At 60.6% G+C, this 22008-nt stretch carries 16 protein-coding genes and 1 pseudogene; 8 read left to right on the top strand and 9 right to left on the bottom strand.

Features of this window, described 5'->3' with window-relative positions; translation table 11 throughout:
* Nucleotides 1-90: 90 nt before the first annotated feature.
* The 3 genes from HBN79_RS22080 to HBN79_RS22070 form a co-directional block, all read right to left on the bottom strand.
* Entirely contained in the window at nucleotides 91-1449 is a 1359-nt protein-coding gene (locus tag HBN79_RS22080; RefSeq protein WP_095023523.1) for an 8-oxoguanine deaminase, read from the bottom strand.
* Between the two features lie 560 nt (nucleotides 1450-2009).
* The gene (locus HBN79_RS22075; RefSeq protein ID WP_169917196.1) at nucleotides 2010-3713 is read right to left on the bottom strand and encodes an amidase; all 1704 of its coding nucleotides are present in this window, start codon (nucleotides 3711-3713) and stop codon (nucleotides 2010-2012) included.
* Between the two features lie 215 nt (nucleotides 3714-3928).
* Nucleotides 3929-4798, bottom strand: coding sequence for a LysR family transcriptional regulator (locus HBN79_RS22070; RefSeq protein WP_095000508.1), 870 nt, complete (start codon nucleotides 4796-4798; stop codon nucleotides 3929-3931).
* Between the two features lie 154 nt (nucleotides 4799-4952).
* On the opposite strand from HBN79_RS22070, the gene HBN79_RS22065 reads away from it, so the two are divergent.
* The 7 genes from HBN79_RS22065 (at nucleotide 4953) to HBN79_RS22035 (ending at nucleotide 10798) form a co-directional block, all read left to right on the top strand.
* Nucleotides 4953-5990, top strand: coding sequence for an amino acid ABC transporter substrate-binding protein (locus tag HBN79_RS22065; RefSeq protein ID WP_095000507.1), 1038 nt, complete (start codon nucleotides 4953-4955; stop codon nucleotides 5988-5990).
* Between the two features lie 13 nt (nucleotides 5991-6003).
* Complete coding sequence (locus HBN79_RS22060) at nucleotides 6004-7158, top strand: ABC transporter permease subunit (RefSeq protein ID WP_095020982.1); 1155 nt, start codon at nucleotides 6004-6006, stop codon at nucleotides 7156-7158.
* 2 nt (nucleotides 7159-7160) lie between these two features.
* Nucleotides 7161-8258: an amino acid ABC transporter permease gene (locus HBN79_RS22055; protein WP_095023525.1), complete on the top strand. Its 1098-nt coding sequence runs from the start codon at nucleotides 7161-7163 to the stop codon at nucleotides 8256-8258.
* Complete coding sequence (locus tag HBN79_RS22050; protein ID WP_095023526.1) at nucleotides 8255-9031, top strand: amino acid ABC transporter ATP-binding protein; 777 nt, start codon at nucleotides 8255-8257, stop codon at nucleotides 9029-9031. The genes HBN79_RS22055 and HBN79_RS22050 overlap by 4 nt, the downstream gene beginning before the upstream one ends.
* Nucleotides 9028-9987, top strand: a complete 960-nt coding sequence (locus HBN79_RS22045; protein WP_095023527.1) for an isoaspartyl peptidase/L-asparaginase — start codon at nucleotides 9028-9030, stop codon at nucleotides 9985-9987. The genes HBN79_RS22050 and HBN79_RS22045 overlap by 4 nt, the downstream gene beginning before the upstream one ends.
* Before the next feature lie 65 nt (nucleotides 9988-10052).
* Nucleotides 10053-10358, top strand: a complete 306-nt coding sequence (locus tag HBN79_RS22040) for an NIPSNAP family protein (RefSeq protein ID WP_095000502.1) — start codon at nucleotides 10053-10055, stop codon at nucleotides 10356-10358.
* Between the two features lie 29 nt (nucleotides 10359-10387).
* Nucleotides 10388-10798, top strand: coding sequence for an SRPBCC family protein (locus tag HBN79_RS22035; RefSeq protein ID WP_095000501.1), 411 nt, complete (start codon nucleotides 10388-10390; stop codon nucleotides 10796-10798).
* Between the two features lie 557 nt (nucleotides 10799-11355).
* On the opposite strand, the gene gudD is transcribed toward HBN79_RS22035, so the two are convergent.
* Complete coding sequence (gene gudD, locus HBN79_RS22030) at nucleotides 11356-12705, bottom strand: glucarate dehydratase (protein WP_169917195.1); 1350 nt, start codon at nucleotides 12703-12705, stop codon at nucleotides 11356-11358.
* A gap of 13 nt (nucleotides 12706-12718) precedes the next feature.
* The gene (locus tag HBN79_RS22025; RefSeq protein WP_169917194.1) at nucleotides 12719-14059 is read right to left on the bottom strand and encodes an MFS transporter; all 1341 of its coding nucleotides are present in this window, start codon (nucleotides 14057-14059) and stop codon (nucleotides 12719-12721) included.
* A 321-nt stretch (nucleotides 14060-14380) separates the two neighbouring features.
* Between HBN79_RS22025 and HBN79_RS22020 the strand changes: the two genes are divergently transcribed.
* The gene (locus HBN79_RS22020; RefSeq protein WP_095031659.1) at nucleotides 14381-15091 is read left to right on the top strand and encodes a FadR/GntR family transcriptional regulator; all 711 of its coding nucleotides are present in this window, start codon (nucleotides 14381-14383) and stop codon (nucleotides 15089-15091) included.
* Between the two features lie 6 nt (nucleotides 15092-15097).
* Here the strand turns inward: HBN79_RS22020 and HBN79_RS22015 are convergent, their stop codons facing one another.
* The 4 genes and pseudogenes from HBN79_RS22015 to HBN79_RS22000 all read right to left on the bottom strand — a co-directional run.
* Nucleotides 15098-17431: a tetratricopeptide repeat protein gene (locus HBN79_RS22015; RefSeq protein WP_169917193.1), complete on the bottom strand. Its 2334-nt coding sequence runs from the start codon at nucleotides 17429-17431 to the stop codon at nucleotides 15098-15100.
* A 24-nt stretch (nucleotides 17432-17455) separates the two neighbouring features.
* Nucleotides 17456-19942: a fused MFS/spermidine synthase gene (locus HBN79_RS22010; RefSeq protein ID WP_169917192.1), complete on the bottom strand. Its 2487-nt coding sequence runs from the start codon at nucleotides 19940-19942 to the stop codon at nucleotides 17456-17458.
* A 144-nt stretch (nucleotides 19943-20086) separates the two neighbouring features.
* Nucleotides 20087-21463, bottom strand: a pseudogene (locus tag HBN79_RS22005) (arylsulfatase); the annotation flags it as partial.
* Nucleotides 21464-21899: 436 nt separating this feature from the next.
* Nucleotides 21900-22008, bottom strand: a 109-nt coding sequence (locus HBN79_RS22000) for an IS3 family transposase (RefSeq protein ID WP_138762977.1), incomplete at its 5' end; no start/stop codon positions are given.

The raw sequence follows: 22008 nt of genomic DNA, 5'->3' as shown, positions 1-22008 counted from the left end.
TAGCTCGCTTTTGTTATTTTAGATGCGTCTAACAGCACGTTCTCAGTTGCATCCGTTGAGCCCTGTCAGGAACTCAACGGCCTGAAGGGGTTATTCACCGCTGACCAACTGGTGGGCCAACTGGTTGTGGCGTTCCAGCACCCGCGGCAGGTCGACGGTGGTGAGGTGGCCATCCCTGACCACCACGCGACCATTGATCACGCTGGTATGGACCTGGGTTGGGGTACAGAACACCAACGCTGCCAGCGGGTCGTGATGGGCTCCGGCGTAGGCCAGATGGCCCAGATCGAAAGCGACAAAATCCGCCACCATGCCCGGTGCCAGTGCACCAATATCATTCCGGTTAAGCACCTTGGCGCCCCCCAATGTGGCAATTTCCAGCGCCTCGCGGGCGGACATCGCATCGGGGCCAAAACCCACCCGCTGCAACAGCAGGGCCTGACGTACTTCACCAATCATGCTGGCGCCATCGTTGGACGCAGAACCGTCAACCCCCAACCCCACCGGCACGCCGTGGTCGCGCATCTTGCGAATCGGCGCGATCCCCGAAGCCAGGCGCATGTTCGAGCACGGGCAGTGGGCGACCCCAGTACCGGTGCGGGCGAACAGCTCGATGCCGTGCTGGTCGAGTTGTACGCAATGGGCGTGCCAGACGTCGTGGCCGACCCAGCCCAGGTCTTCGGCGTACTCGGCAGGGGTCATGCCGAACTTCTCGCGGCTGTAGGCGATGTCACTGACGTTCTCGGCAAGGTGGGTGTGCAGCGAGACCCCGTACTGGCGGGCGAGTACTGCGGCCTCGCGCATCAGGTCGCGGCTGACCGAGAAGGGCGAGCAGGGCGCCACGACCATGCGCAGCATCGAGCCATGGCGGGGGTCGTGGTAGTCCTCGATCAGACGCTGGGACTCTTTGAGAATATGGCTTTCTTTCTCAACCACCGAGTCGGGCGGCAAGCCGCCCTGGCTACGGCCCACGCTCATGCTCCCGCGTGCGGCGTGAAAGCGCATGCCGATCTCTGCAGCGGCATGGATGCTGTCGTCCAGCTTGCAGCCGTTGGGGTAGATATACAGATGGTCACTGGAAGTGGTGCAGCCAGAGAGAATCAGCTCGGCCATCGCCGTCTGGGTCGAAACCGCGATCATTTCCGGCGTGAGTCGCGCCCAGATTGGATACAAGTTGTTGAGCCAATTGAACAGCTCGCCGTCCTGGGCTGCCGGTACAACGCGGGTCAGGCTCTGGTACATATGGTGGTGGGTGTTGACCAGCCCCGGGATAACCACCTTGCCGGTCATGTCCAGAATCACGTCGGCCTGTTGCGGCAGGGATTCGCTGGGGCCGACCTGCTTGATCAGGTTGTCTTCGATAAATAGGCCGCCGCGCCGGATTTCCCTGCGTTCACCATCCATTGTGACCAGCAGTTCTGCGTTCTTGACCAGTAAAGTCTTTGCCATGGGTATTCCTCTTCCGTTTGGAGTTTGCTTTCAACGTGATGCGGTTGCAGGCATCGGTTTTCGGCTTGAGCCAAGCCCTGGCAGCCGGATGCAGCATGGCTGGGCAGGGGCGGTCGGTTCACTGGCACACCCATGGGCGCAGTGAATACGCGATGACATGCGCCGGTAAGGCGCGTTGAATTGAAGCGGCTGTGCAAGCTGCATGGTGTTTGACCATCGCAATACGCAGCGGCGATTGCCGGAGTCGTAGGCGTGCAATGATGTAACCAGAATTGGTTATTATTGTATACAACTAAAAATTCAGTGATGTTGTCGATTGTGACCGGGGGCTGGCAGGGGAAAAGATTTGCTGGAGTCTGGAGAGTCGATCAGGAGCGGGTGCGGGGGCGGGTAATGTGGGAGCGAGCCTGCTCGCGATGCAGGCGACGCGGTCTTTCGGGTAAACCGCAGGGATGTCTTCGCGAGCGGGCTCGCTCCCACAGGAATTGCGGGGTGTTTTTACCACCCGGTGTGAGGGCGGGACCTATGAGCGGCGCTGCTCACAGATCCCGCCCATGCCATCACGTCAACGGCGGTGTACGCGGCGGGATCATGCGTTTGCTGCCGGTTGCCTCAAATGCCGAAGCAAAGCGCAGCAATGTCGAATCGTCATAGGCGCGACCGGCAAACGTCAGCCCCACCGGCATGCCGATATCGGCCATCACGCCCATGGGCACGGTCACGGTCGGTACGCCCAGATGGCGGATGGCCAGGTTGCCGTTGGCCACCCAGACGCCGTTGCTCCAGGCGATATCCGCCGACGCCGAGTTCACATCCGCATCTGCCGGGGCCACATCGGCCACGGTCGGGAACAGCACGGCATCCAGTCCCAGGCGGTCCATCCAGTCTTCCAGGTCGATGCGCCGGGTTTTTTCAAGGCCCCGCAGACCGTCTGGCACGCTACTGATCTGATCCCACGGGGTAATCCCGCGCTGGGCCATGCGCACGTATTCATCCATGCCTGCCGCCAGTTCGTCTTCACGGTTGGGCAGGGTGCCCGGGTCGTGAGGGAAAATCAGCGGCCCATCAACGTCGGCCAACCGGTTGAGTTTAGGGTCACCGTTGGCGCGCAGGAAATCATCGAACGCCCACGCGGACAACTCCCAAAGCTCGTCATGCATAAACTCTTTGGACACCAGCCCGCGGGTGAACACGGTTGGCGCGCCGGGGCGATCGCCTTCGCAGTTGGAGACCAGCGGGAAGTCCACTTCAATCACTTCTCCGCCCTGGGCCTCGATGGCCTTGCGCGCGGCTTGCCACAGGTCGATCACCGAGGCACGGGTGATGATGCGTTGCCCGGTGGGGCCGCCGATGCCCGGTGCTTCGGATGTGCCGGCCTCGGGGTCGGCATTGATATACATGCGCGGTACGCCAAAGCGTTTGCCGGCCAGTGCTTCGCTGCTGGCATTGAGTTGTGCATAGGAGGCCGGACGCACCGAAGCCACACTCGGAATCGGTACCCAGGGCTGCAGGCGCCACAGGTCTCCACGGGTATCAGTATCTTCAGCCACGACCACATCGAGGACTTCGAGCAAGTCGGCCATGGTGCGGGCAAAGGGCACCACCACGTCCATGGTCGGCGTCAGCGGCCAGTTGCCACGTACCGAAATCACGCCCCGTGAAGGGGTGTAGGCGCACAGACCGTTGTTGGACGCCGGGCCGCGCCCGCTCGACCAGGTTTCTTCCGCCAGGCCGAAGGCCGAGAAGCTGGCCGCCGTGGCCGTACCCGCACCGTTGGACGAGCCGGAGGCAAAAGGTGCCGTCAGGTAGTGGGCGTTGTACGGGCTTTCAGCGCGGCCATAGACCCCGCGCTGCATACCGCCGTTGGCCATGGGCGGCATATTGGTCTTGCCCAGGCAGATGGCACCGGCACCGCGCAGGCGCTCGATGGTGAATGCATCGCGGTACGCCACCAGGTCCTTGAAGGCGGGGCTGCCCGACGCGGCGGTCAGGCCCTTGACCAGGTAACTGTCCTTGGCGGTATAGGGGATGCCGTCCAGCGGGCCGAGGGTCTGGCCCTTGGCCCGGCGGTCGTCGGAGGCCTGCGCCTCGGTCATTGCCAGGGGGTTGCGCACCACCACGGCATTGAGGGCGGTGGGGGTGTCAGCTGTGTCGTAGGCGTCGATCCGCGCCAGATAAGCCTGTACCAGTTCTACCGCCGTGGTCTGGCCGGATTCGAGCGCGGCGCGCAGTTGGGCTATGGACACCTCGGTGACTTCAATCATGGGCTTACCGCTTGAGGACAATGGGAAACCGCAGAGCTTAGCGAAACTCCTGCCTGCACAGCCAGCCCATGTGATATTTGATGTCGTAAATATGTACCGTGCCTTGTGGGAGCGGGCTTGCTCGCGATTGGGTCGGCGCGGTGTATCCGCAATACCGAGGCGCTGGCTTCGCGAGCAAGCCCGCTCCCACAAGGGGCTTGCGCATCAGGTGGATTTTACAACCGCTGCCAGAGCGCTTCTGCCTGGGGGTTGCGGTTGTCCCGCCAGCGCACCAGGATCACTTCCAGATGGTCGGACTCCATGTCCGGGTACACGCGCACCAGTTCACCGCGCTCAATCAGCGGCGCCACCATGCTGTGGGGCATGCACGCCACCCCCTGGCCACTGGCGACCATCGGTTTGAGTGCCTCGGACACCGTGGCCTCGAATACCTGCAGCAAACGCTGAGGCTGGGGGTGACGGTTGATCTGGGTACGCGACAGTTCATGCAATTGCGCACTGCGCGAATAGCTGAGCAGCGGGATCGGTTCGTCGGTCTGGGTGCAATGCGCCGCCAGTTGCGGAGTGGCCACCCAGTACAGCTCGTCATGACCCAGGGACTTGACCTCGAACTCGCTCTGGCGCGAGTAGGGTGCGGTCTTGGTGTCGCGATAGAACAGGATGAAGTCGCAGCGCCCGGACATCAGCGCCATGTAGTAGTCGTCGGTGCTGCGATAGCCCGTGTCGATACGGGTGAACAGCGGCGCCTGCGGGCTGTTCAACTGGCTGATCCAGCCCGGGAAAAAGTTGCACGCCAGGGTATGCAGCGAGGCAAAGGTCAGCGGCCGGTTGAGCACCTTGACGCTTTGCTCGCAGTCGCGGGCCATGCGTACCAGCTCAACGGCATTGGGCAGCAGCGCTTCGCCAGCAGCGGTCAGGCGCACCGGGTTGCGCTCGCGGTCGATCAGGGTCGCGCCCAGGTGGGCTTCCAGCAATTGAATGCGTCGGCTCAGCGCCGATTGCGATGAGTTGCGCATGCTGGCCGCGGCCGTGAACTTGCCGGTATCGGCCAGGGCGAGAAAATCTTCGTACCAGTCAATGTTCATAGACTTATTCCAATATTCGATAGCCCGTCCAGCATAGTGGATCAATTGCCGCTATCCGCGCCATGCCGCCGTCTTTATTGTGCACCTAAACCGCCACCTGCCGTTGGATTGTGGTTGACATGCATAACAAGAAGAATTTTAAAAGGGCAATGATATGCACAAATTGAATAGGGCCAAGCTTTTGCTGGGGGCTCCGCTGTTGGCCCTGCTGTTGACCGGTGCCCAGGCTGCCCAGGCAGGTGTGCTGGACAAGGTCAAAGCCCATGGCAGCGTGCGCTGCGGGGTAGCAGGTGACAAGCCGGGGTTTTCGCTGATCGATGACAAGGGCCGCTGGACCGGTATGGACGTAGACCTGTGCCGCGCTGTGGCCGCTGCGGTGCTGGGGGATGCAGACAAGGTCGAGTACCTGACCACCACCGCCAAAAACCGCTTTACCGCCCTGGCTTCCGGGGAGATCGACATTCTGTCCCGTGCCGCTTCCTGGACCGCTGAACGCATAGCCAACCTGGGCGTGGACTTCACCACGGTCTGGTTCTACGACGGCCAGGGCTTTATGACCCACGCTGCCGACGGCATCGAGAAACTCACCGACCTGGACGGTGCCACTTTCTGCCTGTCACCGGGCACCACCTCCGAGCAAAACCTGGAGGACTATTTTGGCCGCCGTGGCCTGACTTACAAAACCGTGGTCATCGAAAAAAGCCCCGAACTCTACGCTGCCTTCCAGCGCGGGCGCTGTAACGCCATTTCCAATGACTCTTCGGGGCTGGCGGCGCGTTTGGCGCTGATGAACAACCCCAAGGACTATGCGCTGCTGCCCGAGGTGATTTCCAAGGAGCCGTTGGGGGCCTTTGTCGCACAGGGTGATACGGTCTGGCGCAATATTGTGACCTGGACCGCCTATGCCCTGATGACCGGCGAAGAACTGGGCGTGACCTCGGATAACGTCGACGAGTTGCGTGGCAACAAGAGCGCATCCACCGATATCGCCCGTTTGCTGGGCACCGAAGGCACCATCGGCAAGTCCTTTGGCCTGGACAGTGACTGGGCCTATCGCGCCCTCAAGCAAGTCGGCAACTACGCGCAAATCTACGACCGTAACCTCGGCCAGCAGACGGCATTGAACATCCCGCGCGGCCTCAACCGCAGCTGGAAAGACCATGGCCTGATGTACGCGCCGCCGATTCGCTGAGGGGATTTCTGTGATGTCGACCCATCGTTCGCCCAATCTGCGCCTGTCGAGCGTGCTGCAGCAGGGGCTGGTACTGGCTCTGGTTGCCGCGGTGTTTTATCTGCTCTCCAGCAACGCCGCGCTGAACTTGAAGAACCTCAATATCGCCTCGGGATTCGGTTTTCTGTCTCAGCGCGCAGGCTATGACATCAGCTTCTCGCTGATTGATTACACCCCGGATGCGACCTATGCCCGCGCCTATCTGGTGGGCTTGCTCAACACGCTGCTGGTGTCGGTGCTGAGCATTGTGCTGGCGACCCTGCTGGGAGGTGCGCTGGGCATGGCGCGCGTCTCGGACAACTGGCTGATCAAGCGCCTGAGCGGCACCTGCATCGAATTTTTGCGCAATGTGCCGCTGGTGGTGCATCTGGTCTGGTGGTACGGCCTGGTACTGGCGCTGCCCGGGGTCAAGCACTCGGCCTCGCTGTTTGGCGTGGTGTTTCTGAACAACAACGGCCTCACTCTGCCCTGGCTCGAACAGGGCAGTGTGGTCGGCTGGGGGCTTTTCCTCATGCTGCTGGGCACGTTGCTGGCTTATGTGTTTTGTCGCTTGAAGGAAGCCCGCGGGCCGTGGCGCGGTTTTGCTTCCAGGCGCTGGCCCGCGCTGCTGGCCGGGGCGGTGCTGCTGCCCGTGCTGGTGTATGCCTTGAGTGATGCCCATGTGCAATGGGAAGTACCGGTGCAGCGCGGTTTCGGTTTCAAGGGCGGAATCACCCTGGTGCCGGAGATGCTTGCGTTATGCCTGGCCTTGTCGTTCTACAGCGCCAGTTATATCGCCGAGATTGTGCGTGGCGCGATTGAGTCGGTACACCGCGGCCAGTACGAAGCGGCCAGGGCACTCGGCTTCAAATCCGGTTCCACAATGCGCCAGTTGATCGTACCCCAGGCCATCTACCCGATGATCCCGCAGATCACCAACACGTACCTGAATATCGTCAAGAACTCTTCACTGGGGGTGGTCATCGGTTTTATGGAACTGGTGTCGTCCACCGGCGGAACAACCCTGAACCAGACCGGCCAGGCCATTGAATGCATCGCGCTGGTGATGGGCACTTACTGCCTGATCAGCCTGGTGATCTCCCTGGGGATGAACATCTACAACCACCGTATCGGCCAGAGGGGGCACTGAACATGACCGCAATGAATCAGGCACTGGCAGTCCCGCTGGCACCGCCGCGCTTGCCCTGGGTACAGCGCGCCGCAGCCTGGAGCCGCAGCCAGTTGTTCCCCAGCGTGGGCCACAGCCTGCTGACCCTGGGCGTGCTGGCGCTGCTGTGCTGGTGCATTCCTGCTGCGCTGAACTGGCTGGTATTCGATGCCACCTTCATCGGCAGCAGTGCCAAAGACTGCAACCCCGGCGGCGCCTGCTGGTTGCCGATTACCCAACGCTGGAACCTGTTTGTGTACGGCTTCTATCCGCAAGCCGAACAGTGGCGGGTAAGCCTGGCACTGGTGCTGGCAGGGGCGGCGTTTGTCTTGCTGTTTTTCAAGCGCCTGGACCGTCGCCTGCTGCTGGCGTATCTGGCGTTGCTGCCGATCGTGATGTGGTGGCTGCTCAAGGGCGGTGCCGGTTTGCCCGAGGTGTCTTCGACCAAGTTCGCCGGGATGCTGGTGACAGTATTTCTGGGCACCGCCGGGATGATTTTCGCGCTGCCGCTGGGGATTTTGCTGGCGCTGGGCCGACGTTCGAAACTGCCGGTGGTGCGCATGCTTTGCGTGCTCTATATCGAGCTGGTGCGCTCGATGCCGGTGATTTCGCTGCTGTTTATGGCTTCGCTGATGATTCAGCTGTTCCTGCCGCCGGATTCGGCCTTCGACATCCTCTTGCGGGTGCAACTGGTGCTGATCCTGTTTACCGCCGCCTATATGGCTGAAACCCTGCGCGGGGGTTTGCAGAACCTGCCCAAGGGCCAATACGAGGCGGCCATGGCGCTGGGTTTTGGTTACTGGAAAACCATGGGCCAGATCATTTTGCCGCAAGTGCTCAAGCAATCCATTGCGCCCTTGCTCACGCAGTTTATCGGCCTGTTCAAAGAGACCACGCTGGTGATGATCGTCGGCGTACTGGACATCGTCGGTATCGCCATGAGCACCGCCGTCGCCCCGGAATGGGTTGAGTACGGCCACGAAATCTACGTCTTCCTGGCGATCTACTTCTTCGTCATCTGTTTTGCACTGTCGCGCTATGCCCGACACCTTGAACAACGTATGGAGCAAAGCCGCTCATGATCAGCAAACCCAAGGCTGATGCCGCCGCAATGGTACGCATCGAACAATTGAACAAGTGGTTCGGCAATGCCCATGTGCTGAAAAACATCTCGCTGAATGTCCATGCCGGGGAAAAAGTAGTGATCTGCGGGCCTTCGGGCTCCGGCAAGTCAACTCTGATCCGCTGCATCAACCAGCTGGAACAACACCAGCAGGGCCTGGTTGTCGTGCTGGGCGAGGAACTTGACGGCAACCTCAAGGGGCTTGAGCGCATCCGCCGCCAGGTGGGCATGTGCTTCCAGCACTTCAACCTGTTCCCGCACCTCACGGTGCTGAAAAACTGCACGTTACCGCAGACTTCCAACCTGGGCGTGCCCGAGGCTGAGGCCATTGAACGAGCGCTGGGTTTGCTGGACAAGGTCAAGATGCGCGACCACGCCAACAAGTTTCCGTCGCAGTTATCCGGTGGTCAGCAGCAACGAGTCGCCATAGCCCGGGCGCTGTGCATGCAACCCAAGGTCATGCTGTTTGACGAGCCGACCTCGGCCCTGGACCCGGAAATGATCGCGGAAGTGCTGGACGTCATGACCGGCCTGGCCCAGGAAGGCATGACCATGATCTGCGTGACCCACGAAATGGGTTTTGCACGCAAGGTAGCCGACCGCATTGTCTTTATGGATCAGGGTGAAATCATTGAAGAGGCCCCCCCGGAGCGGTTTTTCTCAGCCCCTGAATCACCTCGAACCCAACGTTTTTTGAGCCAGATCATCAATCACGGAGTGCATGCCCAATGACCCAATCCATTGCGATGGCCTTGCATGGCGGTGCCGGTGTGCTGATGCCCGGTGTTTTGACCCGCGAAGACGAACAGGCGATCCACGCAGCACTGCTGCAGGCGCTCAAGGCGGGTGTCGATGTCCTGGAAAAGGGCGGCAGCAGTCTGGATGCGGTACAAGCCAGTGTGGTTGAGCTTGAAGAGTGCCCCTGGTTCAACGCCGGCAAAGGCGCGGTGTTTACCCACAGCGGTGACCACGAACTGGACGCCGCGATCATGAACGGGGCCAACCTGGAAGCCGGAGCCGTAGCCGGCGTGCATCATGTGCGCAACCCGATATGCGGTGCGCGGGCGGTGCTGGAGCATAGCGAGCATGTGCTGCTGGCCGGTGCCGGGGCGGACTTGTTCCTGTCCGAACAGGCGGGTCTCGAACATGTCAGCAATGACTGGTACGACACGCCTTTGCGTCGTCGCCAGTGGGCTGCGCAACAGCAGCAACCGGAGACGGTGTTGCTGGAGCCGGGAGGTGTGGAGAAAAAATTCGGCACTGTGGGGGCTGTCGCCCTGGACCGTCACGGCCATGTAGCAGCAGCCACCTCCACCGGGGGCATCACCAACAAACGCTACGGCCGGGTGGGTGACTCGCCACTGATTGGCTCCGGCACCTGGGCGGATGACCGCAGCGCGGCGATTTCGGCGACTGGCCACGGCGAGTTCTTTATGCGCACCGTGGTGGCCCACAATATTGCATCGCGTATTCGCCTGGTGGGCTCGAGCCTGGCAGACGCCTGCGAGCAAGTTGTGCAGGGCGAGCTCAAGGAGCTGGGTGGTAACGGCGGCGTGGTCGCCGTGACACCGGGCGGCGAGACCGTGCTGAGCTTTAATACGCCGGGCATGTACCGCGCCTGGCTGAATACTGACGGCGGCCTGCACACCGCCATTTATGCCGAGGACGACTGCCTGCATCGACTTTGAGTGAATTGACCCGCGGGGCGGCTGGAGATTAGTCTCGATCTCCTTTCGCCCCGTGGAATGCATCGATGATCACCTGCTACCTGCGTTACGTGATTGACCCTTACCAACTGGCCGAATTCGAGGCCTATGCCAAAGTCTGGATCCCGCTGGTAGCCAAATTTGGCGGCCAGCATCACGGTTACTTCCTGCCCTCGGAAGGTGCCAATAACATTGCTCTGGCCATGTTTACCTTCCCCAGCCTCGCAGCCTATGAAGACTACCGCGAACGCTCAAAAACGGATGCCGAATGCATTGCCGCGTTCAAACTGGCTGAAGATAATCGCTGTATCCTGAGTTACGAGCGCAGCTTTTTCAGGCCGGTTTTCGACTAACCCCCACTTCTTCAAAGAGGCATGCCCCTATGGCAACTGCATCCGCATTTATTGATATTCCCGCTTCACCCGATCAGGTCTGGCAATTGATCGGTGGTTTCAACTCGCTGCCGGACTGGTTGCCCCTGGTTGCCGTCAGCGAAGCTGGCGAAGGCGGGCGCTTGCGCCATCTGCAGACCGTGGATGGCACGGTGATCGTTGAGCGCCTGCAAACATTCGACAATGCCGGCAAGACCTACAGCTACTCCATTGTCGAGGCGCCGTTTCCGGTGACCGACTACCTGGCGACCTTGCGCGTTGAAGCGCTGGGCGACGGCGCCCGTGTGACCTGGTCGGGGCAGTTCACCCCGGCAGGTGTAAGCACTGAAGCTGCCGAAGAGCTGTTTACCGGGGTCTATCAGGGTGGGCTGGCGGCGCTGAGCGGCAATTTCGCAGGCTGATTTGTTGTGGGAGCGGGCTTGCCCGCGATGGTATCGACGCGGTTCGACGGGCACACCGCAGCGCCTGAATCGCAGGCAAGCCAGCTCCCACAGGGCATGTTGTGCTCACATAAATGAGGTTTGCCTGATCATTATTGTGGGAGCGAGCCTGCTCGCGAAGGTATCGAGGCGGTCTACCAACTGAACCGCGTCGCCTGAATCGCTCGAGCCCAGTTCCCACATTAAATGCAAGCGCAAAAGTGGGTTGAAAATACCCGTTATCCGTGCCGTGATGGCCATTTCAAATCAACTAAATCTTAAAAAGTGTGGCTATTTAATGACTTAGGTCAGTATTGCCTTGAAATAAAATGTGCAGAATCACTTGTTACTGATTGTTACGATAGGGTAAGATCGCCCTGCGTTCACCTACCACGGTTTATGCATTTTTAAGCCCCAAGTTTCCATCAGCTACTTGGGCTTTTTTTTGCCTGAAATTTGATATTGGATCCAGTTTTCGGGCAATAAAAAGGCGCCAATCGCTGGCGCCTTGTGGCAGTTGCCACGCTCTAATAAGCGACTCAGCGCACCAGGCAGGGTTTTTTGTTGTCGTATTTCCAGCCGGGAATCATGTACTGCATGGCCACGCTGTCATCCCGGGCACCCAGGCCCATGCCTTTGTACAATTCGTGAGCCTTGGCCACGGCGTCCATGTCGATGTCCACGCCCAAGCCAGGCTTTGTCGGAACCTTGATATGGCCGTCGACAACTTTCAGCGGTTCACGGGTCAGGCGCTGGCCGTCCTGCCAGATCCAGTGGGTATCAATGGCGGTAATATCCCCCGGCGCTGCAGCCGCAACCTGGGTGAACATGGCCAGGGAAATGTCGAAGTGGTTATTGGAATGCGAGCCCCAGGTCAGGCCCCATTCGTGGCACATCTGCGCAACGCGTACCGAGCCCTGCAGGGTCCAGAAGTGCGGGTCGGCCAATGGGATGTCCACGGCCTGCGATTGAATCGCATGGCCCATTTCGCGCCAGTCGGTGGCAATCATGTTGGTGGCGGTGCGCAGGCCCGTGGCGCGGCGGAACTCGGCCATGACTTCACGCCCCGAATAGCCGTTTTCGGCGCCGCAAGGGTCTTCGGCATAGGCCAGTACCCGGTGCTGGTCGCGACACAGGGCGATGGCTTCCTTGAGAGACCAGGCTCCATTAGGGTCCAGAGTGATGCGGGCATCGGGGAAACGCTCGGCCAGTGCAGTGACCGCTTCGATTTCTTCGCCGCCGCGCAGCACGCCGCCCTTGAGCTTGAAGTCGTTGAAGCCGTAACGGGCTTGTGCCGCTTCCGCCAGGCGCACGATGGCCTGTGGGGTAAGGGCTTGTTCATGGCGCAGGCGTGTCCAGTCATCGCCATCCGCTTCACTGCGGTAGGCCAGATCGGTGTGTTGACGGTCGCCAATATAGAACAGATAGCCGAGCATCTTCACGGCATCCCGTTGCTGGCCTTCACCGAGCAAGGCGGCTACCGGCACGTGCAGAAATTGACCGAGCAAGTCGAGCAGGGCGGCTTCCATTGCCGTCACGGCGTGGATGGTGATGCGCAGGTCGAAGGTTTGCAGGCCGCGCCCCGCCGAATCCCGTGCGGCGAAGGTGCTGCGCATGGCGTTGAGGACAGCCTGGTAATTGCCGATGGGCTGGCCAATCACCAGGCTACGGGCGTCTTCCAGGGTTTCGCGGATGCGCTCGCCACCGGGCACTTCACCCACGCCGGTATTGCCGCTGCTGTCCTTGAGGATAACGATATTGCGGGTAAAGAAGGGGCCGTGGGCGCCACTCAGGTTGAGCAGCATGCTGTCATGGCCCGCCACCGGGATCACCTGCAGGCTGGTCACGATCGGAGCTTGGCTGGCGTGGTGTTGATGGTCGGCATTCATGGTCTGGTCCTTGTCAGGCAGTTTGCAGGGCGATGGGGTTCACGGCCGTGGGTGTGGGTTTGGTTTTGGCAAAGAACACAATGAGTGCCGCAATGATCGACGTGCCGGCCAGGCCATAGAGCCCGCCCTGGATCGAGCCTGTGGTTTGTTCCAGAAACCCGAAGGTGGTGGGGGCGACGAAGCCGCCGAGGTTGCCGATGGAATTGATCAAGGCAATGACTGCCGCCGCGATACGTGCATCCAGGTAGCCTTGGGGAATGGGCCAGAACAGCGCCGAGGCCGACTTGAAGCCGATGGCGGCAAAGCAGATGGCGATAAACGCAAAGATCGGCCCGCCGGTGGTGGACATAAACATGCCGATGGCGGCAATCACCAGGGCGGCCGCCACCCAGGCCTGCTGGAACCTGAATTTGCTGGCCAGCGAGGCAAAGGCATACATGGCAATGATTGAAATCAGCCACGGGATCGAGTTGTAGAAGCCCACCTGGATATCGCTCAGGTCACCCATTTTTTTGATGATGCTCGGTAGCCAGAACGTGGCCGCGTAAATGGTCAGCTGGATACAGAAGTAAATCGCGCAGAACAGCATGATCTGGCGGTCCTTGAGCAGCATGCCCAGGGTCGGCTTGACGGTGTTGGCGGCATCGCGTTCACGCTGTTCGCGGTCAATTTCGTTAACCAGCGCATCTTGCTCTGCAAGGCTGAGCCATTTGGCGTCATGGGGTTTTGAGTCCAGCCAGAACCACACAAACACGCATAGCACCACCGAGGCCATACCTTCGATGATGTACATCCACTGCCAGCCGTGCAGTCCCATGCCGGTGATTTGCAGCAGCAGGCCGCTCAGTGGTCCCGAGATCAGCGAGGCCAGTGCCGAGCCGCTGAGGAAGATGGCAATCGCCTTGCCGCGTTCGGCGCCCGGCAGCCAGCGGGTGAAGTAATAGATCACGCCCGGGAAGAAGCCCGCTTCGGCGACGCCAAGCAGAAAACGCAGGATATAGAAGTGGGTTTCGTTCTGGATAAAGGCCATCAGGGTGGCGGTGATACCCCAGGTGAACATGATTCGGGTGAGCCAGATGCGGGCGCCAACTTTTTGCAGCAGCATATTGGACGGCACTTCAAACAGTGCGTAGCCGATGAAAAACAGCCCGGCACCGAAACCATAGGCGGCGGCACCAATGCCCAGATCGTGCTCCATGTGGCTGCGTACGAAGCCGATGTTTACCCGGTCGATGTAGTTGACGATAAACATGATGACGAAAAGTGGCAGTACATGCCTCTTCACTTTTTGGATCGCACGCGCCAGGACGGGGTCGTTGGCGTACGCAGCAGACGGATTGCTGGAAGTGTTCACAATTCAAAGCCCCACTGATTATTTTTATGCGGGTTGTGTGTGCTGCAGATGGCCCTGCAGTTGCCAGACATCATACGAGTTGGTTTTTTCCCTAGCAATGCCATGAAAAAAACGAAAAAGTTATAAAAGATGCAGCTTTAGATACCTTTTATGAGGTTTTATCGCTGTTTAAAGCGTTTTAAAGCCTGATGTCAGGTTCGGAAACGTATCTGTCTGGGGGGCTGAGTTCGTTCAAAACCCAAGGTTTTCTGAGATTTATATAACTTGTCATACATGTTGGGGTGCTAGTATCAAGCGGTCTTGTACGAATGGATTTGCCCCATGCATGACCCCCAGAGTGCGCCGCTGCGCAAGCGTTCACCGGGCCTTGCCCACGACATCGTGGCCGAGCTGACCCAGCGAATTTTGCTGGGCCAACTGGCGCCCGGCGAGAAGCTGCCTTCCGAGTCGGCCATCGTGCGCGAACACGGTGTTAGCCGCACGGTGGTGCGTGAAGCGATTTCAAAATTGCAGGCATCCGGGCTGGTCGAAACCCGTCACGGCATTGGTACCTTCGTGCTTGAGCGCGATCCGCGCCAGGGTATCCACCTGAGCCGTGATACCGCAGCCAGCGTGCGCGGTATCGTCGAATTGCGCCTGGGCCTAGAGACCCAGGCTGCGGCGCTGGCCGCGAGGCGGCGCACGGAGGAGCAACTGCTGCAGATGCGCCAGGCGCTGGATGACCATCAACGCTCACTGGCCAACAACGACAGCAGCGTCGAGCCGGACCTGCGTTTCCACCAGTTGATCGCTCAGGCCACGGGCAACGCTTATTTCACCGATATCATTGCCCAGTTGGGGCGTTCGGTGATTCCGCGTACCCGGATCAATAGTGAAGAGCGCGGTGATGCCGATCTCAAGCAGTTGGGGCAAATGGCTGTGCTGGAACATGAGGCGATCTTGCGCGCGATCCGCCGTCAGGACCCCGACGCCGCCCGCGCTGCCATGCTGCTGCATTTGAGCAACAGCCTGGAGCGCATGGCGGGGGGGTGAGGGCTGTCACTTCAACGCCATATCCTCAGGATTGATCTGTTTCCAGGCTTGCAGCACCACCTGCGCTTTGGGCTCCTGGCCGCTGTCGAGGTAGAACTGGATCAACGCCAATCGGGCATCGCGAAACGCCGGCTGGCGCTTGAGCAGTTTTTCCATTTGCGCGCAGGCCTGTTCGAGCTGGCCGCTCTGGTGCAGGGCCACCGCCAGCACATAGCGGTACTGGCTGTTGTCCGGTTCCAGTTTTACAGCCTGCTGCAAAGCTTTCATCGCTTGTTCGGGCTGGCCACCGCGAATCAATGCCAGCCCCAGGCTGTGTTGCAACAACGCTGCCTGCGGTTGTGCCTTGATCGCGTCGTTGAGCAGGGTCGAGGCCTCGGCACTGCGCCCACTGGCTTCCAGCCATTGGGCCAGAGTGACCAGCGCCGGGTAGAAGTCCGGGTCGCGCAGCAGGGCGGCGCGCAGTCTGGCCTCGACCTCGGCATTGCGCCCGCTGGCCTGATACAGCATGGCCAGGTTGAGGTTGGACTCGGCCCGTTCGGCCAGGCTCAGCTGCACGCTTTCGTATTCACCGATGGCCTTGTCCCACGCCACTTGATTCGTGCCCAGGCCATTGCGCGCAGCGCCCTGCAAGTTGCGCGCGGCGATGATGCGCACTGCACGCACGCTGTCACTCAACAATGGGCTGAGCAACGCGACCCGCTCTGCCGGAGGCAAGAAAGCGCTCACTGCCCGCACCGCGCTTTCACGCACTTGCGGGGCAGGGTGGTTGAGGTCCTTGCTGGCCAGTTGCAGTGCGGATTCGCTGGGGTAGTTGGCCAGTTCAGCCAACAACGTGGCGCGTTGAATCGCTGGCAGGTTGCTGCGCCGCAATTGCTCGTAGAGCGCCTGCGCAGCACCCGGCCGGCCGCCGCGGATCAGCCACAGGCTTTCATCGTACCGGGCTGCTTGCGGTGCATCGTGGGCGGTCCAGAGCTTGAACTGCTCCGTCACCCTGTCACCGGCCTTGCCCTGATGGCAGCCCAGGCAGGCATCCGTTGTGCCCAGGGCTTTGGCCCGCACCGGGTTGGGGATGCTGAAGCTGTGGTCATGGCGATAGTCGTTGCCCATGTAGAACTTGCCGGGCATATGGCAATCCACACATTGCGAGCCCGGTTGGCCTTCGGCATGGCGATGGTGGTCGATGGCGTCATAGTTCTTCGCTTGCAGGCCCTTGCCATCAATCCCGGCAATGGCTGCTTTGCCGGCCGTGTTGTGGCATTGCAGGCACAGTGCATTGCCCGCTGCCTTGAGTTCGGTGCTGTGAGGGTTGTGGCAGTTGCTGCAACGCACGCCCTTGTCGAACATCTTGCTTTGCAGGAACGAGCCGTGTTCGAACACCTCGTCCTTGATCTTGCCGTCCAGTGCGTACAGCTCGCGGGTCAGTACGCTGGGCAGGTAGTCGTCCATCAGCCGCTTGCCCACGGTAAAGCCATCGCCCAGCGGGGCGCGGCGGGCATGGCAGCGGGCGCAGGTTTCGAGTTCTACCGTGGCGTCCTTGCTTTTAAGGTCGACGTCAAAGCCGCTGTGGGGCAACGGGTTGTTTTCCGTGACAGCGCGCAGATGGCTGGACGCCGGGCCGTGACAGGCCTGGCAACCGACGCCGAGACTGTTCCATTGACTGTTGAAGCTGTTGCTGGCGGCATCAAAGTTACGTTTGTAGCCGGTGGTGTGACATTCGACGCACATAAAGTTGGCGTTCTGGTTCGGTTTGCTCCAATGCAGCGGGTTCTTGAAGCTCACCCCCTGGCCTGGGTACAGATGGAACCAGCGGTGTTTTTCGGTATCCCAGGCCACCCCCAGGGCTTGCAGCCTGCCGTCGCCAACTTCGATCAAATACTGCTGCAACGGCGCAATGCCGAAGGTGTAAGCGACCTTGAAGTCGGCGGGTTTGCCATCCAGCCCCGGCGTATTGACCCAGAACTCGTCGCCCTGGCGAAAAAACCGGCTGTTTTCGCCTTCGCCCTTGAACGTGGCATTGCTGAAGTCGGCCAGTACGGTCTGCGGCGCGGCCACCTGCATGGCCAGTTGATGATGAGAGCCTTGCCAGTCCTTGACCTGGGCGTCGTGACAACCCTGGCACTGTTGCTCGTCGACCATCTGCGCCGGGGCGACGGGCTCGGCCACCGCAGCCTTGGCCAGCACCTTGGGCTCATACACCGGCGCCGGGCGGCTGAGATAAAACCATAACCCGCCCAGCACCACCAGCAACACGGCAGCGCTTACGGGTAACAGGTAACGGCTCATCAGGGTGGGGCGCGAATCAGGTGGGTTTGCAGCTTTTATAGTTTTAGTTTTGGGCATTGCGACTTCCGTATCCAAAAGGCTCTAGCGTTCACCGACAAACCAGCGGTAATAGGGGTTGGCGCCATCGCCACGCATTACTTCACGGATATCCCGGCTCCATGCCTCGCGGTCGCCATCATAGGCATGCAGGCTGGAACGGTAAAACTGCATCAGGCGTTGCTGTTGGCTGTGCATGCGCTCGACAAACTCCGGGGCGGCGTTGAGCAACGGTATCGGTTGGCGCAGATCGAGCAGCGCCGGCAGCACCCGGCTGATTTCTTTGCTGCGCACCCACGGAGCGTACTCGATACGCGGTTGGTCGTCCGTGACGGCCGGCGCATCTGCAGCAAAGCGCACCAGCCCTTCACGGTCGGTCACCCAGGTTGCCAGCAGTGCCGCTGGCGAAGCGACGCCCACATCCTGCAGGGCGTTGCGTACACCCGGTTGCCCGAAACGGGCGCTGATGCGCGCGGCATCCAGTTCAATGGGCTGCAATGAACCCACCAGCAGCATTTCGTGAAACTCGCTGGTCCATAGCGTGGCGTAAGGGAATACGTCGAGAAAACTGCGCACCAGCGAACGCGAGTCGTCGATATTCTGCGTCGGCAACGGCAGCCATTGCGCAACTATCCCTTGCGGGTGCAGGCGCTGTGCAGCCAGTTGATAGAAGTCCCGCGAGTACAGATTGACTACGCCGGCGGCGGAGGGCGGTGGTGGTTCGAGGGTGATCAGGTCATAGCGCTGTTCGCTGCGCAGAAGTTCCTGGCGACCGTCGCGCAAACGCACCTGCAAGCCGGGGTTGGAAGCCGCAGCGAAGTTGCCTTTGAACAGGGTTGAAGCCTTGACCACCGAGGGCAATAACTCGGCCACCACCCGTTGTTGCAGTCCCGGGTAACTCAACAGGGCCCCGGCAGTGATCCCGGTGCCAAAGCCGATCACCAGCGCCGAGCGTGGTTCGCCGTTGTGGATCAACAGCGGCAACAGGGCCTGGATACGCATGTAGCGCAGTGAAGGCATGGCATCACCGGTGTTGGACACGCCCTGGATATACAGGCGATGGAAGCGGCGTTCACCCTTGCCCTGGGCCACGACGGCGACGGTGCCGCCGCGACCTTCCTGGTAAAACACCAGCTCACCGTTACGGGCTCCGGGCAGCAGTTCGGCGAGGCGCTCAACCGGCGTTAAGACGGCTACCAGCAGCGCTGCCAGGCTGAACGCAACGACTGCCTGGCGATGGCCTTTCTTGACCCGGTGCCCCTGCTGTACCGCGATCAAACCTACTGCAGCGGCGATGACTGCCAGCATGCCGAGCGTATGTACCAGCCCCAGCCAGGGGATCAGGACAAAACCGCAGAGGGCAACGCCGACGATCCCGCCCAGCGTGTTGAACGCCACGACTGCACCGACATCCCGCCCGACCCGGCCGGGGCCGACGCACAGGCGCAGGGCTATCGGGAACGCTGCGCCCAACAGCAACGTAGGGATAAACACAATGCTCAGTGCAGCCACTGCGAAGCGGGCGCTCATGCCCAGCAACACACTGCCACCCAAGGCCAGTGCCGCAGTCTCTGCCTGGGTTTGCAGCAGGATCAGCCAGCGTCCGAGCAGGGCAACTTCCAGCAGGGCAACCAGTCCGGCCCCGGCAATCAGCAAGGCAAACACACCCCAGGGATCGCGTAGCCGATCAACCCGGCGCGCCATCAGGCTGCTGCCGATAAACAGTCCGGTCAGGTAAGTGGCCAGCACCACGGCAAAGGCGTAGGTACGGGTGCTCATGAACTGAACGATCGATTGCGACCAGACCACTTCGTAGCCCAGTGCCACACCGCCCGCGATGGCATACAGGGCCATGGCCAGCCGGGCCGGTTTTTGTACCGCGCCGGTCGCCACCGGATCGGCGACAATGGTGTGCTGCCCGCGTTGCAGCCACAGGGCGCCCGCGGCGGCAATCAGGTTGAGTGCGGCGGCTACAACGGCACTGGCGAAAACACCGAGGCTGGCAATCAGGAGAAAGGCGGTCAGCAGAGTGCCGACAATCGCCCCGCCGGTATTGGCGGCATACAGGCGGCCACCGGCCTGGCCCAGATGTTGCGGCTCGGATGCCAGTGCGCGTATCAGCACTGGCAGCGTGCCGCCCATCAAGAGAGCGGGCAGACCCACGAGCAGCAATGGCAGCAACCAGGCGGGCAGGCCGATCAGTTGTTCGAGCCAGGCGAATGGCGCCGCGGCCATACCCAGCCCCAGCGTGGCGCCGATGCCGAGCACGGCCACACCCACTTCAAGGCCCGCATATAATAGCAAGGGTTTGCCTAGGCGGTCGGCGCAGCGGCCAAACAGCAGCCCGCCAAGGGCCAGCCCGGCAAAGAAGGCGCTGATGCCGGTGGTGATGGCGTACACCTCGACACCGATCACCAGCGACAGTTGTTTGATCCACAGCACCTGATAGATCAGGGCGGCAGTACCGGAAATAAATAGCAGCAAGGCAGTGGCAGACAATGCAGTACGGCTGGGCGGTAAGGGTGACGGCATTGCGCGGGAGCCTTGTGCAGAAGGAATTCGGGAAGGAGTCGTTACCCCGTGTGGGAGCGGGCTTGCTCGCGATGGAGGCGGCGCGATCTGACAGATGCAGTGCGTCGAGACAATCGCGGGCAAGCCCGCTCCCACAGGGCAGGTTTACTGCGCTGGCTGATTTTTCATTTTTTCCGCAATCTTGGCGTCTACCGCTGCCCGTACCTGATCGATACTGAAGCTTGGCGGCTTCTGGCTTGGCGGGTAATCGACGAAGGTTTCCAGGAAGTTGGCCGCCTTCATGATTGCCAGTTCGTTCAAGTAGACGTTTTTCGTGCTCCAGTCGTAATACTGATCGGAGACCACGTCAGCCCGTTCGAACGGGTCCATGCGCAGGTTGAAGATTTTCGGCACCCGCAGGCATACGAAAGGTTCGCTCCAGACCTTGAAACCGCCCGGTTCGCGTTGCTCGCAGAACACCACTTTCCAGTTGTCGAAACGCATCGATACCAGCATGCCGTCATCGTTGAAGTAGTAGAACTCGTTGCGGTTGCCCTTGGGTTGTTCGCCGGTCAGGTACGGCAGCTGGTTGAAACCGTCCAGGTGTACCTTGAAGTTGTTGCCACCTGCCACCGGGGCCCAGCCCTTGAGCAACTTGTCTTTGACATCGGCATCGCCAGCCACCGCGAGCAGGGTCGGGAACCAGTCCAGCCCCGAGAACATCTCGTTACTCACTTCGCCAGCCTTGATTTTCCCCGGCCAGCGCACGATCGCCGGGACACGGAAGGCACCTTCCCAGTTGGAGTTCTTCTCGTTCCGGAACGGCGTGGTGGCCGCGTCCGGCCAGGAGAACTGGTTCGGCCCGTTGTCGGTGGTGTAGACCACGATGGTGTTGTCGGCGATTTTCAGGTCATCGAGGGTTTTCAGCAGTTTGCCGACGTCGCCGTCATGCTCAAGCATGCCATCGGCGTACTCGTTGCCGGGCATACCACTCTGGCCCTTCATCGAGTCGCGCACGTGGGTAAAGACGTGCATGCGCGTGGTGTTCATCCACACAAAAAAAGGCTTGTCGGCCTTGGCCTGCTTTTCGATGAACTCCTGCGCGGCCGCGGTGGTTTCGTCGTCGATGGTTTCCATGCGCTTGGCGGTCAGGGCCCCGGTGTCTTCAATCTTGCCGTCGGCAAAACTGTGGATCACGCCACGGGGCGAGGTGGCCTTGACGAAAGCCGGGTCATCCTTGGGCCAGTACGGGCGTTCGGGTTCTTCTTCGGCATTGAGGTGGTAGAGGTTGCCGAAAAACTCGTCAAAACCATGATTGGTCGGCAAGTACTCGTCGCGGTCGCCCAGGTGGTTTTTACCGAATTGTGCAGTGGCGTAGCCCTGGGATTTGAGCGCCTGGGCGATGGTGATATCGCGCTTTTGCAGGCCTACCGGTGCCCCCGGTATGCCGACTTTGGACAGGCCTGTGCGCAGCGGCGTCTGCCCGGTGATAAACGACGAGCGCCCGGCGGTGCAGCTGTTCTCTGCGTAGTAGTCAGTGAACTCACTGAGGTGGCTTGGAGACCAGATGGGGTGGGCACCGTAGCATGTGGCATCACCATTTGATACTGCCTTGTCACACTCTATGTGCCGCTCTTGGGGTCCTTATCGTGCGCCCGTGCCTGAGCCTTTCCGTGCGCTCGCGAGGGTCCCTACCGCGCCTGTGTGCGCCTGAGGGTCTACGGGGGTAAACGTGCCCGCAAAGCATTAAAGGTGGTCACTCACATTTTTCTCCCAGATTCCCAAAGGGGTGCCTTTTGTCCGCTTTGAGGTTCCTGTAAGGCGCTGCTGTGTTGATTCTGAGAACTGAGCAGGGTGATTGCCCGCGAGAATTCACACAGGAGTGCCCTAAGGGAAGGCCATTGAGACCAGTACTGCGTCATTGTCCATTGCCGTTATGCTTGTCAGCACCTCCGAGAGGTGAATCGCCCCGGGTTTCCTAGACACTCTCCAGGCTCGCTGCGTAACGCTTTTCAAACTCTACCGGTGACAGCTGATTGTTGAAACTGTGGCGTCGTTTTGGGTTGTAAAACATCTCGATGTAATCG

The organism is Pseudomonas sp. WS 5051 (genome assembly GCF_012985715.1).
In the GTDB taxonomy this organism is placed as follows: Bacteria; Pseudomonadota; Gammaproteobacteria; order Pseudomonadales; family Pseudomonadaceae; genus Aquipseudomonas; species Aquipseudomonas bubulae.
Note: the sequence above shows the minus strand (reverse complement) of the source record. Positions and strands in the feature narration are given on the sequence as shown.

What these genes read in the sequence shown, in the direction of transcription:
- HBN79_RS22080 (WP_095023523.1), bottom strand. Translation starts at nt 1,449, where the DNA reads ATGGCAAAGACTTTACTGGTCAAGAACGCAGAACTGCTGGTCACAATG.
- HBN79_RS22075 (WP_169917196.1), bottom strand. Translation starts at nt 3,713, where the DNA reads ATGATTGAAGTCACCGAGGTGTCCATAGCCCAACTGCGCGCCGCGCTC.
- HBN79_RS22070 (WP_095000508.1), bottom strand. Translation starts at nt 4,798, where the DNA reads ATGAACATTGACTGGTACGAAGATTTTCTCGCCCTGGCCGATACCGGC.
- HBN79_RS22065 (WP_095000507.1), top strand. Translation starts at nt 4,953, where the DNA reads ATGCACAAATTGAATAGGGCCAAGCTTTTGCTGGGGGCTCCGCTGTTG.
- HBN79_RS22060 (WP_095020982.1), top strand. Translation starts at nt 6,004, where the DNA reads ATGTCGACCCATCGTTCGCCCAATCTGCGCCTGTCGAGCGTGCTGCAG.
- HBN79_RS22055 (WP_095023525.1), top strand. Translation starts at nt 7,161, where the DNA reads ATGACCGCAATGAATCAGGCACTGGCAGTCCCGCTGGCACCGCCGCGC.
- HBN79_RS22050 (WP_095023526.1), top strand. Translation starts at nt 8,255, where the DNA reads ATGATCAGCAAACCCAAGGCTGATGCCGCCGCAATGGTACGCATCGAA.
- HBN79_RS22045 (WP_095023527.1), top strand. Translation starts at nt 9,028, where the DNA reads ATGACCCAATCCATTGCGATGGCCTTGCATGGCGGTGCCGGTGTGCTG.
- HBN79_RS22040 (WP_095000502.1), top strand. Translation starts at nt 10,053, where the DNA reads ATGATCACCTGCTACCTGCGTTACGTGATTGACCCTTACCAACTGGCC.
- HBN79_RS22035 (WP_095000501.1), top strand. Translation starts at nt 10,388, where the DNA reads ATGGCAACTGCATCCGCATTTATTGATATTCCCGCTTCACCCGATCAG.
- gudD (WP_169917195.1), bottom strand. Translation starts at nt 12,705, where the DNA reads ATGAATGCCGACCATCAACACCACGCCAGCCAAGCTCCGATCGTGACC.
- HBN79_RS22020 (WP_095031659.1), top strand. Translation starts at nt 14,381, where the DNA reads ATGCATGACCCCCAGAGTGCGCCGCTGCGCAAGCGTTCACCGGGCCTT.
- HBN79_RS22015 (WP_169917193.1), bottom strand. Translation starts at nt 17,431, where the DNA reads ATGCCCAAAACTAAAACTATAAAAGCTGCAAACCCACCTGATTCGCGC.
- HBN79_RS22010 (WP_169917192.1), bottom strand. Translation starts at nt 19,942, where the DNA reads ATGCCGTCACCCTTACCGCCCAGCCGTACTGCATTGTCTGCCACTGCC.